The 13,118-nt window shown below is 47.3% G+C and carries 9 protein-coding genes; 3 read left to right on the top strand and 6 right to left on the bottom strand.

What is annotated here, in order from left to right; translation table 11 throughout:
* Nucleotides 1-170 precede the first annotated feature (170 nt).
* Nucleotides 171-1,019, top strand: a complete 849-nt coding sequence (locus tag P364_RS0105020; protein WP_024629060.1) for a DUF2161 domain-containing phosphodiesterase — start codon at nt 171-173, stop codon at nt 1,017-1,019.
* Between the two features lie 92 nt (nt 1,020-1,111).
* On the opposite strand, the gene P364_RS0105015 is transcribed toward P364_RS0105020, so the two are convergent.
* From P364_RS0105015 to P364_RS0105000, 3 genes are all read right to left on the bottom strand, one after another.
* Complete coding sequence (locus P364_RS0105015; RefSeq protein ID WP_024629059.1) at nt 1,112-1,738, bottom strand: FMN-dependent NADH-azoreductase; 627 nt, start codon at nt 1,736-1,738, stop codon at nt 1,112-1,114.
* A gap of 240 nt (nt 1,739-1,978) precedes the next feature.
* Complete coding sequence (locus P364_RS0105005) at nt 1,979-3,202, bottom strand: aminotransferase-like domain-containing protein (RefSeq protein WP_024629058.1); 1,224 nt, start codon at nt 3,200-3,202, stop codon at nt 1,979-1,981.
* A gap of 142 nt (nt 3,203-3,344) precedes the next feature.
* On the bottom strand, nt 3,345-4,001 hold the full coding sequence (locus tag P364_RS0105000) for a response regulator transcription factor (RefSeq protein ID WP_024629057.1): 657 nt from the start codon (nt 3,999-4,001) through the stop codon (nt 3,345-3,347).
* Between the two features lie 441 nt (nt 4,002-4,442).
* Here P364_RS0105000 and P364_RS0104995 point away from each other — a divergent pair, with 441 nt between their 5' ends.
* Together P364_RS0104995 and P364_RS0104990 are read left to right on the top strand one after the other, a co-directional pair.
* A complete protein-coding gene (locus P364_RS0104995) occupies nt 4,443-4,853 on the top strand; it encodes a hypothetical protein (protein ID WP_024629056.1) in 411 nt (136 codons plus the stop codon).
* A complete protein-coding gene (locus P364_RS0104990) occupies nt 4,850-5,914 on the top strand; it encodes a phosphodiester glycosidase family protein (protein ID WP_024629055.1) in 1,065 nt (354 codons plus the stop codon). Before P364_RS0104995 ends, P364_RS0104990 begins: the two co-directional genes overlap by 4 nt.
* Nucleotides 5,915-6,284: 370 nt before the next feature.
* On the opposite strand, the gene P364_RS0104980 is transcribed toward P364_RS0104990, so the two are convergent.
* The 3 genes from P364_RS0104980 to bglX all read right to left on the bottom strand — a co-directional run bounded on the left by P364_RS0104980 (nt 6,285) and on the right by bglX (nt 12,986).
* Nucleotides 6,285-7,301: a LacI family DNA-binding transcriptional regulator gene (locus P364_RS0104980; RefSeq protein WP_024629054.1), complete on the bottom strand. Its 1,017-nt coding sequence runs from the start codon at nt 7,299-7,301 to the stop codon at nt 6,285-6,287.
* Nucleotides 7,302-7,401: 100 nt separating this feature from the next.
* Nucleotides 7,402-10,773, bottom strand: a complete 3,372-nt coding sequence (locus tag P364_RS0104975; RefSeq protein ID WP_024629053.1) for a GH36-type glycosyl hydrolase domain-containing protein — start codon at nt 10,771-10,773, stop codon at nt 7,402-7,404.
* A gap of 47 nt (nt 10,774-10,820) precedes the next feature.
* Nucleotides 10,821-12,986, bottom strand: a complete 2,166-nt coding sequence (gene bglX / locus P364_RS0104970; RefSeq protein ID WP_024629052.1) for a beta-glucosidase BglX — start codon at nt 12,984-12,986, stop codon at nt 10,821-10,823.
* Nucleotides 12,987-13,118: the final 132 nt, after the last annotated feature.

The raw sequence follows: 13,118 nt of genomic DNA, 5'->3' as shown, positions 1-13,118 counted from the left end.
GACCTCTTTTTTTCAATTTGCGACTCTGAATTTGAGGCTTTCCCTGTTCTATCAGACATCTTGTGCACTCAGAAAAAAAAGCATGGATATGATATAATGAAGGTTCTAAATTCACAAAATGGGACAATACATGGCCAGAGAAGAGCCACTTCAGGAAAGGAGCAGAAACGATGGCGGTAAAGTACGAAACGGAGTTATATTCACCTGTAAAGGCTTTTTTCGAACGACGCGGCTACGACGTGAAGGCTGAAGTCAAACATTGTGACCTGGTTGGAGTCAGATCGGATCAGAATGAGCCACTCATTGTGGAGATGAAAAAAACATTCAATCTGTCCCTTTTGCTGCAGGGAATGCAGCGCCTGAAGCTCAGCCCCTTCGTGTATCTGGCTGTTGAGCGGAACCGCAGCAAGCGTGGCGCCGTGAACCAGCGCTGGGGAGAATTGTCTGCACTGTGCAGACAACTTGGACTGGGACTTATAACTGTCACGTTTTACAAAACCAAATCCCCACTGATTGATGTGCTGTGCGAACCTGCTGCCCAAGTTCATGATCTGGGTGGCAGCACCGGTGTCCGTAAGGGTAGTATCCGACGGCAACGACTGCTGAAGGAATTTGACGAGCGCAGTGGTGACTACAACACGGGAGGAAGCACACGCAGACAGCTGGTTACCGCATACAGGGAAAAGGCATTACGTGTGGCTTCTGCTCTTCGCGCTCAGGGAGAAGCCTCCCCGGCCTCTCTCGCCAAACAGACAAGCGTGGGGTCCGCTGCGGCCATACTGCAAAAAAATTATTATGGCTGGTTCGAGCGGCTATCCCGTGGACGATATGTGCTGACGATTAAGGGTGTGCAAGCCCTGACCGAGCATGCTCACATGCTTGAGGATAATGATATGATTGAGCGGAGTATAAATGAACTAGAAACGGATTTTTCTCTGGTTCAACATAACGATAGTGAGCTGGAGCATATTGCGGAAGTAATGGAGCCCTACCTGATCCACCATAATAGGAATGTCTGAGGAAATGCAGCTTCCGGCAAATGAAGATGCAAAAAAGCCTGTCATCTCCGTGGAGATAACAGGCTTTCTCGTGTTTCTATATATAATTGCAATTAGAAGCTTGCTGCTACTTCAGAAGCCAATTTCAGACCTGCTGCCACGATGTCCTGGGAACGATCAGGTGAAGCATTGTGACCTTCAACGATAACCAATTCAGGGTTTTGGATACCCCAGAAGTTCAGTACGTTGGTTACATATTTTACGGACATTTCAGCGGATGCCATAGGCTCAACGGAGTACACTCCGCCACGCGCGTTCAGCAATGCTACTTTTTTGTCGCCTACCAGACCTACAGGGCCTTCAGCAGTGTATTTAAACATTTTACCAGCTTGGCTCAGGTAGGAAATGTAGTTCACCAGTGGTGCTGGAACAGTGAAGTTCCACAGCGGGAACGCAAATACCACTTTGTCTGCAGCCAAAAATTGATCTTGCAATTGTGCAGCCAGTGCAGCCGCTTTTTGCTCTTCTGGTGTTGCTTCGATACCGTTAGCTGCTTTGTAGCCACCAGTAATTACAGTGTTGCCGTAGTATGGAAGATCTGTATTGTAGAGATCCAGTTCGGTAACTGTGTCACCTGGGTGGGATTCTTTGTATGCGCTCAGAAATGCATCGTACAATTGTACGCTGACTGCTTGATCTGCAGGACGGTCGTTTGCTTTGACAAATAAAATGTTAGACATGTTCGTTCCCCCGTTAGTTAAAATATATGAGTGCTTCTCCTGAACTTACACTGAATGCAGCTTATATAAAGAAAACAACAACTCATTAATACATATTATATATAAAAATGTTAGTGGATGCAATAACGTAATTACTTTGGGGGTAACACATTTGCTTCCAAATTCACAGCCTGGAACTTCTGCTGGCTCAGGTCCCAGGCGCGAATTTGACCATACATTCTATCTTTTCCTATATCCGGTTTAGCTCCGGGCTGTAAACTCTGTGATGGACTCACTAATTAGATTCATGCCAAGCAGCAATTCATCCCGGCCGGGATGGCTGAAGTTCAGTCGGATGTACCGATGATCCTGCTCACCAGTGGAGCACAGAGAGCCTGGAAGAAAGGATACCCCTTTTAACAGAGCAGCTTTGAGCAGAGCTCCGCTGTCCAATCCATCCGGCAACTTAACCCACAGATACATCCCCCCTTCAGGAATGCTGTACTGGCTCCCCTTCCAGCCCGGACGCTTCAATAATTCGAGCATAAGCTTGAGTCTGGTCTTGTATTCCCGGTTCAGCATGGACAGATGATCGCTCCATTTAAAAGGAGAATGAGCAAGCAGTTGATATAATAACCGCTGATTCATTGGGCTGGACTGTCCATCTGCTATTCGCTTCACAGAAGCCATAGCCTGGATCAGAGCCGGATGTCCGGCAGCCCAACCTGTACGCAGGGCGGGTGCTACGGTTTTGCTAAACGAACCAATATAGAGAACATGTCCACCCTGATCCGCTGTATCCAGCGCAAAGAGGGAAGGATACTTCCGGTAGAAGTCTCCCGGCTCCAATCCATCGAAGTGAAGTTCACCATAGGAATCATCCTCCACAAGCAGTACGCCATAGCGTGAGCACAGATCAAGCACAGCCTCACGCCGTTCCATGCTCCACAGCACGCCGGTTGGATTGGAAAAACTGGGTGCAGCAAAAAGCAGCTTCGGTCTCACCTGCTGCATGTGATGCTCCAAAAGGTCAGGCAAAATGCCATCCCCATCACCTGTGACGGGTACGATTTTGGCACCCTGCATCTCCAGAACCTCGAGACAACCCGGAGAGGTAGGATGCTCAACCAGTACGGAATCTCCAGGTTCAAGTAATAAACGCATCACAAGATCGATGGCCTGCTGAGTACCTGTGGTCAATAGAATCTGCTCTGGTACTGTCCGGATGCCCTTACGCGCATTCCAATCGTTGTCCAGCCATTCTCTCAACGGTCTGTACCCTGCCGGCTCGCCATACTGCAACGCGGAGGGTCCGGAACTAAATACAGACACCGCTGCTTCTTCCAGCAGTTTGAATGGAAACAGCTCCTCTGCAGGCAGTTCTTCTGCCAAAGAAATGAAATACTCCCGGCCAGACATCTCACGAATGTCCCTTAGCGGTGATGTCAAAAGCCTGTTTGTACGGGAGGCGAAGAAATATTTCATCGGTCCGTTCCCCTTTCATCCCTAAATCCGAACTGTGCTCGTAGTCCGTAGCCCCTACAACCTATTCCTGTTGGACACTGAATATGACCAAACCGGGCACTTGACGAGTCATCGTACATAGAGATTCATGGAACCATGCTCGTCAGGATACGGTTTTGGTCTGCCTCGCATATAAAGCGTAACGTTCAATCGCCTGTGCCCTGCTGCTTACATCCAGTTTCACGTATATTTTACGCAGATAATTATCAATCGAACGTCTGCTAACATTAATCTCACTGGCTATTTTATCATAGGTTACGCCCTGAACAATTCTTTCCATAATAAAAGTTTCAGTTTCTGTTAATTCAACAATAAGTTCTTCGGCCGGAGACTCGACGGGCTGGGCCCACTCCGCACTGGCCAACCAGGATAATGGAATGGATACACATCCCTCACGCAGCCCGGAAATCAGATGAATCAGCTGGCTAGGGGAAGCCTGTTTGGATAGCATACCACTAGCACCAAGACTGATCAGATGACGAAATAATTTTACATTATCCTCGTCCGTTAGAATGATGATGTGACTATGTGCCGACAGATTTTTCATCTGGGCAATATACTGATCCGCCTGACCCTCAGGAAGCCGATAATCCATCAAAATCAGGTCGGGCTGGTGAATGTTCACCAGGTCAAGACCTTCGGACCCGGTCGAAGTCATCCCCCTTACCAACAAATCCTGTTGTTCTTCCAAAATCAATTTCGTACCCAGCATGCTGGTGGGGTGGATATCTACGATGACCACCTGCCATACTTTTTTCATTGTTGTTCCCCCTGTTATGTATTGGACAAATTCCTTTTCTACCATCAGCCATGATGATGACTCTATCCTTGCGACAGTCCGTGTATAGAAGAAGTAAAAGTCGGATTATGTCGAAAAATAGAAAAACACTTGATACAGCTGTAAGAACAGCTCTATTTCTACTGTATTTTGCTGTCGACACATCAGGACTTTTGTCTTCCCGAGCGAAGAAAGATCAAAATATAGTATAAATTTCCTGCATTTCTATCTAAAAAAGTCGAAAAACTTGCCCAAAGTTCCTACTTATTGCATCTATAAGAAATTGTATCCTAGGACTTCCTTCCGATGCAATCTCTTTTTATCCTATTACTCAAAGAATTTCATTTTTGCGTAATCAATAGGGGCATGATAGAATGAGGACTGGAAAAATTTTTGTACCTATAAATAACCAGGAGTGATGATATGAAACCTTCTGCCCAACCCTCTGACATCCATCACACCCGGAGCGCCAAAGGTAAGGCCGGATCTTCAGTCAAGCTGTTTCTGGTCATGTGGATTGTTCTCATTGCACTTGGAGTACTCGGAACCTACTATTATAGTAACCACCTCCAGCAACAGATGATTAATCAGCTTCAGACCCATAATCAACAGCAGATTGCGGCGCTCAAAGCCGACTACGAAAAGCAGCTAACAACGATATCCAAGGAAGTAGCGGAGCTGCAGGGCCAGGTGCAGTCCTTTAATGAATTGCTGACTTTCACCAAGGATAATGCAAACGATAAGACCGACAACAGCAACAAACTGTATACGCAGCTGAGCGAAGTCAAAAAACAACTGGAAACACTCCAGAAAAAGATGGACCTGCTCAAATGATTACACCCGTAAAAACGGTTAATCGTTTATTTATGCTTGCACTTGCTCCTTTTGTTGGATTGATATTATGCATGCTGCTGTTTCGTCCTCCGATTGAACCCGGAGACTTCATTGATTCCGGTCTGACTGAAGAGACCGTTACACCCCGGACCCAGGCGATTAGCCAGGAGCTTGCAGGGGCAAAAGAAGCTGCTGTTCAGACTTCTTCTTCTATTAAAAGAACAACGCAATTGTACAATCAGACGACGAGTACGATGTCTACGATAGTACAGAAGGCAGCAGTTCAAGCCGCTCGCCCGGAAACGATCTATAATCAGCGAATTTCCTCCAAGCTGGGCGTCCCGTATGAACGGATCGACAGTGATCGGCTTACGATTGAACTGTATAGGGTCAACCCAGGTCCCTATAAGGGCTATGCGATGAAAATTAAGCTTAAAGATCCCACGGCCATGAAGATGGCTCTGGACAGCGAACCTGGGCGTTCTGAGACAACGATGCAGGCGGTTAAGCGCCATGGTGCCATTGCCGGCATTAATGCAGGCGGATTCGCCGACAGCGGCGGCAAACGTTATCCGCTGAGCACAACCGTAATGGACGGCAAATATGTGAATGGTTTTCAAGCCAGCTTTAAGGATCTGTTTTTTGTAGGTCTCAATGATACAGGTAAGCTGGTTGGCGGTAAATTTTTCGACAAAAGTTCCCTGGATCGCCTACAACCGCAATTCGGGGCCACATTTGTACCCGTGCTCTTGCAGAATGGACAAAAGACTGCCATTCCGGCCAAATGGAAAGTATCACCCAAGCGGGCTCCACGCACTGTAATCGGAAACTACAAGGACGATCAATTGTTGATTATCGTGGTTGACGGTTACAACGAAGGAGGCAGCTCAGGAGCTACTCTTGAAGAGCTGCAAGGACGGATGTACAAGCTTGGCATCGTGGATGCCTATAATCTGGATGGCGGCGGATCGTCCTCTCTCATCGTGAATAACCGGGTTGTGAATAATCCTTCGGATGGGAGCCTCAGACCGGTACCTACTCACTTTTTATTTTACAAATGATGGTGTGAAGCATTCCTTTTCTTCCTATAATGGTTATAATAGAAGTAAATGAATTGTGCAGGAGGTGCCAAGTGTATGTCATTTTCGCTGACATTTTGGATTATTGCTATCGTATTGACGCTCTTCATTACAGGCATTCTCACTTCATCCTACAACAATGACAAGACCAAGGGCCTTTAAGGGCCAAGCCTCTCCTCGTGAGAGGTTTTTTAATTGGAATCAACCCCATATTAAATAAAAACAATTATTTAAAAAACAATCCAAACAAGAGACAAGGCTTAAAAGAATATGCAATTCTTCTAAGCCTTGTCTCTTGCTGCACAGTCGACGTTTAACACATCATCCATGGAATGAAGAAGGGGCAACGTCGTCAATAGCTAACCGCCTTTTCACTCCGGGTGTGTCCATCCTGATCGGACTGAACCTGGCTGTTTACCGATCCACCCTCTACCAGTGTCACGTAGATGCGCTCATGATCGACTGGCTCTCCGGCAATAATCTTAATTAATTGTTCAGCGGCTAGTGCGCCCCATTTTCGTTTGGAATAATCAATCGTGACCAGTCTTGGCTGCACATATTTGCTAAGTTCAATATTATCAAATCCGATAATATCAATATCCTGACCAATGTTTAACTTACTGTCAGCGAGCCGATCACACATCCCAATGGCCATCTCGTCATTGAGACAAAATACTCCAACCGGTTGAGTGTACTCCTGAATGATACGTTCAGCTGCACGTTCTCCGCCACTCTTCTCGAAATCTCCGGTGATCTCAATCCATTCCACATTCGCTTCCCGCTCGGATACCTGACTCACAGCCTTCAACCGCTGAGCCGAGTCAAATGAACCTTCCGGACCTGTCACGACATAGATCTTCGTATGCCCCTGTTCAATCAAATGCTCCATCGCAAGGGTCGCTCCTGCTTTGTTATCCAGCAAAACCTGATTAATGTTCGGGTGATCCAGTTCCCGGTCAAGAACGACAATTTTGTGCCCTCTGTCTGCATATTGCAACAGTTCCTTGCTCGCAAATGTATGATCCAGAATGACAGCACCATCAATCATCCGCTCAGGAAGCATTCGATGAGATTGTTTGCCGCTGCACACAATCAGGTCGTAACCTTGCGCGTTACATACAGACTTCATACCACTGAGCAAGTCTCCATATACATCCCCGCTAAAATCCGTCAGAAATACGCCCAAAATTTTGGATTCTCTCTTCTTCAATGTTCTCGCAGCAGCATTGGGAACATAGTTCAGCTCTTTGGCGATAGCCAAAATTTTGGAACGGGTCTCATCTGTCACTTTGTTGCTGCCATTTAGAGCATATGACACGGTAGAGATCGAAACTCCCGCCTGTTTGGCGATATCCTTGATACTGACCACATTCTTCGCTCCCCTGTTATGTTCATCAAGCCCTCCGAAATCGGAGGACCTGACATCTTAAATATTTTATAATCGTTAAAAAGGATTATTGTTTACAGGATTAACTGTAAATCTCAATCACATTATTCTCGCTCAGGCTTTGTTCAAGAGCCGTGCGTGGAACACGCAGGCCGCCGAGACGATAAGGTTGCTGCAGCCTTGTTGCATCCAGTTCCTTGCCGTTCAGCACAATACGTTGAACAGCCTCTCCGCTGAGATGATAGACGAAGGTTACTTTTTTACCCGCAAATTGGAAATCAAAATGCATACCATCCAAGCTAACAGGCAGCACAGGGTCAAGAATCAGATCTTCTTCCTCCTGACGAATGCCCAGGGCGTTCGAAATGAGCTGATTCATATAGATACCCGGTCCACTGGAGTAGATTCTCCAGCCGCCCTTCACCTGTACTTCGCCGGTGCGAAGCTTGTCGAATTGCTCCTGCGCTGCATAACGGTTGTTAAATTTACCGTCAGAGCTGCTGAAGTAGGCATTACTTTGACGCAGATCTGCGTTAGGAACAGCTTCCTGAATACCCACTGGATTGATCATGCCAAGGCCATTCCAGACCTCATCCGGGTTGCCCAGCTTCGCCATGGCTTCAATATAACGGATGTGAGCATGAACGTATTGCAAGCCTACTTCACGTCCGAAGTTGGATGCCTGCTCTGCACGTTTGAAATGAGTGCTGACGCCGCCATCGTACTGAGCTGGACGATTCATCAATCTGACGCCATCCGGGCAGTACAGCTTGTCCTTGATCAGTTCATAATGGGATTGGGCTTGCTCAGGTTCCAGCAACTCCGCAATCATGCTGCGTGTCATAGGCAGCAAACGATACTGAATGCCTGTCTCGCTGTCATCCGGATGAAGCATACGCTTCGCTTGTGCCGGATCTTCCATGTATACAAAGCCTGGAATCACATCGGTATCCAGCATATACTTGCTGAAGTCCCTTTTCACACCCGCTGCCATGTCACTTAATTCGGAAGAAAGCTCCGGCTTCACAGGCGCAAGTGCTGTGGAAAGCTGGTTCAACGTTTGATAAGTGAGCGCAACCGTCCAACTGCTGACCATATATTGCTTCAATTGAGCATTGGCAGGCTGTAATGTATCGTCCCAGTCACCATCTCCGTATGAGGAAAGGAATGTATCATGCAGGAAATGGCTGCGGATATACTCCAGTTCTTTCTGGGCATGTTCAAGCACGCTGGCTGGTTGATCCGTAAAGTCAAAACCATGTTTTACGGTATAAGGTACTTCTTCATTTAAAATGGAATAATCCTTGGTGGCAATCAGATAATCACTTAACACTTTAAGAGGCCAGACAATAATGTCACCATGGCTTTCTTCCTGCTGAACCTTGAAATACCGATCGAACATGAACCATTGCGGCCAGTTGCCATCATCTTCATACTGATGCGAGTACACTGTCTTCAGAATATCGCGAACCTGCTCGTACTTTTGTGTAGCCATAAAGTATTCAACCGGCCCCTGGCAGACATCCCGTGTTCCCCAAGCTGCGCCGCCATATTGCTCTAATCCATGCGGAACAGAGTAATGCACCAGCATATTGTGGGTGTACCACCATGCAAGAGCATTGACTTTGAACAACTCGTCTGCGCCTTGCTTTTGAGGCTGGGATAAATGGAACCCGTTCATCACTTCTGCATAGAAGGTCCGATAGGCGGCCACTTCCTCTTCAAATTTGCGTGTCGATGATGCAGTCTGTCCACCTTCCAACAGACCTTGAATGGTCAATGTCCATTCAGCACTGCTGTCCAGCTGTAAAGTTGTCAGTGATGCATCGCCTGCGTTTACTCCACTGGCCAGTTCAGTCTCATCGCCAACCTTCATTTGTGCTCCGTTTACCCGCATGCGGTACTCCAGATTCGGATATACTTCTGCACTGAGGGAACTGCGATCTGCCTTGAAGCTCAGTTCACCATTCTGCTCAGTAACATGAACAGGCAGTTCATATTCATTCACATTCATCGTAATCTGATTAGTAATCAGGTAGCGATAAGCTACCCCTTTTTCCGACTTGACATGAAGATGTACTTCAGGCGTATCTAATGTTGTATAATTCGTGATAATCAGCGTATCCTCAGCTGTTTTGTAATACCAGCGAACATAGTTGAAGCCCATTTCGAACAGGGAAGGCATCGTGAGCAGATGGAATTTCCCCTCAACCTCGACGTAGATCCGTTGACCGGATGATTTCGGGATATTGAGTGCACTACGTGCATTGCTCATCATTTTATTAAAGTTGGTATTACCCACAACCACGTGAGAATTGAAAATACCATACATATAGGAAGACGTAGTAATTACGTTCTGACCCAGCTTCACATTGTTACCACTCATCAGAATATGACCATGCGGACGCTCCACAAGCATTTCCTTTGCCTTGAGCACAATATGCTCATACGTATCTGTAAAGAAAGCCAGCAACTCACCATCCGCACGCTCTTCCTGATGTCTCTTCGCAGCCGGGAAGCGGGAATTCACTTCTTCTTCGGTCATCGATAAGACCTGCAAGGGTTCCCCTATTACCGGATGGAGAGATACTTTTGGAAATACGTTGGATACAGTCTGTCCTGTCTTTACATTCTCTTGACGCTTCGCTTCATACTCGTCCCAGGCCTGTTGAACTACATCCTGGTATTCAAGCTCCTTCACAACTTCAGTGTGATTGGCCTGGAAGAGTCCATAGAATACAAAGCGAGCTTCGCCACCCAATACGACTTTTTCGGACTGCAGGGCTGTATACGCAAATTCATACTGATACACTTCATTCGCAAGTGTCGGTTTACCCAAGCTTTCAGGGACATTCGTTTCCTTGTAACTCAGGCCAAAGAACTGAAATCCATCTGTGGAATAACCTACTGCACGGGTTAATGAGCCCTGTTGAAGATAAGGAAAAGCACCGCCCTGTGGCTGATTCTGCCGTGAAGCTACGATATATCCAAGCTTCGCATCCTCAAACACGGCATGGTCAATGTATTGCGACAAGTAAGCCTCATTACTGCGTACCGCACCCGGATCCGCATTGCCGACATCCTGGCCATAGACCACGTCGACCTCTTCTCCATTACCGTTTACGGTTACATCCCAGAACCATACACCTTGTGCTGTTGGAGCGAAAATAACCTGATAACCTACGCCCTCAGCGGTCCCTGTCCATACCATACGACTGCCGTCGGTGCTCACCTGACTATCGGAGTAAAGGCCAAGCATCGGAACAAAACGGATACCGGATTCACTGTGAAAACGCAAGTACAGATTGTTCATGGAGCCATCCACCGGACTACTCATCCACTGATTAATCATCGTTGTTCCACTTACCGCCTTGAACAAATCACCGCTTTCCCAGAACGTAAAGCACAGCTCACCGGATTGTACGTTGACTTGAGATTTATTCATGGTTTTCATATATCTATTTATATCCTCCTTCATTCATCGATAAGAACTATATCCAATTACACCAGCTTGAACGTACTCTCCAATGTATCGCGGCTATTTGGCCCTACGAAAATGTGGAAGGTTCCTTTATCACTGCGATGACTCAAATCGGAATGATGATAACGAAGCTGTTCTTCGTTTAATGTAAATGTAGCTGTACCACTTTCACCCGGTGCGAGTGACAGCTTAACATACCCTTTCAGTTCCCGCATTGGACGTACAACTTCACCAGTCACATCACGTACGTACAACTGAACCGTCTCCACGCCAGCACACTCGCCAGCATTGGTTACGCGTACCTGGATCGTCAGAGACTGATCAGCAGTCATTTCATGGCTTGAAACTTCCAGGTCACCATATTCAAACGAGGTGTATGACAAGCCGTAGCCAAACGGAAGCAGCGGATCATTCGGACTATCAATATATTTGGAAACATAACGCTCTTCCGTCTTTTGCGGATTGAGCGGACGTCCTGTATTAAAATGATTGTAATATACCGGTATCTGACCTACAGATTGCGGGAAGGACATCGTCAGGCGCGCAGATGGATTCACCACACCTGTCAATACATCTGCAATGGCCGCTCCACCCTCACTTCCCGGGAACCACGCTTCAAGCACCGCATCGGATTCTTCGAATACACCATGCAGGTCCAGCGGACGACCGTTGAAAATAACGCTGGCGATCGGTTTACCCGCTGCTTTGAGCTGCTTAACCAATTCCAGTTGAGCTGCTGGCAAACGAATATCTGTACGCGATCCACCTTCACCACTCATTTCGGAATCTTCGCCAAGTGCAAGCACGATCAGATCGGCTTTGCTTGCAGCTTCAAGCGCTTCAGCAATCTGTTCAGCGGTAATGGTGTGAACGTTGCTGCCTTGAGCCATATGAACTTTTCCGGCAGTAAGACGTTCCTTTAGAGCAGTTCCGAGCTTAACGGCATCCGCTTTGACGCCTTCACAGGACCACCATCCGAGAATGTCTTCACTTTGAGCAAAAGGTCCAATTAACGCTACATTGGCTTCCGGCTTCAGTGGAAGAACGTGATTATCGTTTTTCAACAATACAGCCGATTTGGTTGCGAGCTCGTAAGATACCTGACGATGTTCTTTGGAGAACACAATCTCGCGCTCACGCCCCGGATCAGCTGCACGAAGTGGATTGTCGAACAAGCCCAGCTTTTCTTTCAGCTGCAGAATACGAAGTACCGCTTCATCAATGAGCGTTTCTTCCACTTCTCCGTTCTTGATCAACTCCGGCAAATGATGAACATAACAAGGTGTCATCATCTCGATGTCCACGCCTGCACGAATGGCGCGATATGCGGCTTCACGATCATCTTCAGCTGCACCATGAGCAATCATCTCGCGAATGGAAGCCCAATCCGAGATCAATACACCATCAAAGCCCCACTCGTCACGCAAAATGTCTCGCATCAGTTTCTCATTTCCACTGGCTGGAATACCCTCTACCGTATTGAACGAAGCCATAACCATCTCTACGCCTGCATCCAGTGCCGCCTTGTAAGCCGGTAAATAGTACTCGCGCAAATTACGCTCAGACATATCGACCGTATTGTAATCACGACCACCTTCTGCTGCCCCGTAGGCTGCAAAGTGTTTTACACAAGCTGCCAAGCGATCCGGCTCATCCTTCAGACTGTCGCCTTGATATCCACGTACAAATGCCGCAGAGAACAGACTGTTCAAATAAGGATCTTCGCCTGTTGACTCCATTACACGACCCCAGCGCGGATCACGAACGAGATCGACCATCGGCGCAAAAGTGACATGTAGGCCAGATACGGCGGATTCGCGTGCTGCAATCTCAGCACTTTTCTCAGCCAGTTCGGTGTCCCATGAACATCCAATCGCTAGCGGGATAGGGAAAATGGTTTTAAAACCATGCACAACGTCCGCCATGAACAAAAGCGGAATGCCGAGACGGCTTTTTTTCAGGTAAGCTTGCTGCACATCAATGATGGCCTGTGCACCGGATAATCCCAGAATGGAGCCACTGGCATCCACGGACTGCTCTGTGATTCCCATCTCTTCCATTGGACCAGTGATCTGACCTTCGACATTGGTTCCTTCATAAAAGTTAGCGGTCAGCTGAAGCAGCTGGGCCGTTTTTTCTTCCAGGGTCATCTGTTTTACAAGGTCTAGCAACTGCTCGTTATTCATAGACATTATCCTCCACTACATGTTGTTGAAAGAAAGAACCCGGCTGCGTTCGGGGAGAGACCGCGCACCGGGTTCGATTGGATGGGACCGACAGAACACACCTGTCATATCCCATCTTGCTAACTACTGAAT

The sequence above is a fragment of the Paenibacillus sp. MAEPY2 genome (assembly GCF_000499205.1).
Classification (GTDB): domain Bacteria; phylum Bacillota; class Bacilli; order Paenibacillales; family Paenibacillaceae; genus Paenibacillus; species Paenibacillus vandeheii.
This window is presented reverse-complemented; position numbering and strand designations above follow the sequence as displayed.

What these genes read in the sequence shown, in the direction of transcription:
- P364_RS0104995 (WP_024629056.1), top strand. Translation starts at nt 4,443, where the DNA reads ATGAAACCTTCTGCCCAACCCTCTGACATCCATCACACCCGGAGCGCC.
- P364_RS0104990 (WP_024629055.1), top strand. Translation starts at nt 4,850, where the DNA reads ATGATTACACCCGTAAAAACGGTTAATCGTTTATTTATGCTTGCACTT.
- P364_RS0105015 (WP_024629059.1), bottom strand. Translation starts at nt 1,738, where the DNA reads ATGTCTAACATTTTATTTGTCAAAGCAAACGACCGTCCTGCAGATCAA.
- bglX (WP_024629052.1), bottom strand. Translation starts at nt 12,986, where the DNA reads ATGAATAACGAGCAGTTGCTAGACCTTGTAAAACAGATGACCCTGGAA.
- P364_RS0105020 (WP_024629060.1), top strand. Translation starts at nt 171, where the DNA reads ATGGCGGTAAAGTACGAAACGGAGTTATATTCACCTGTAAAGGCTTTT.
- P364_RS0105000 (WP_024629057.1), bottom strand. Translation starts at nt 4,001, where the DNA reads ATGAAAAAAGTATGGCAGGTGGTCATCGTAGATATCCACCCCACCAGC.
- P364_RS0105005 (WP_024629058.1), bottom strand. Translation starts at nt 3,202, where the DNA reads ATGAAATATTTCTTCGCCTCCCGTACAAACAGGCTTTTGACATCACCG.
- P364_RS0104975 (WP_024629053.1), bottom strand. Translation starts at nt 10,773, where the DNA reads ATGAAAACCATGAATAAATCTCAAGTCAACGTACAATCCGGTGAGCTG.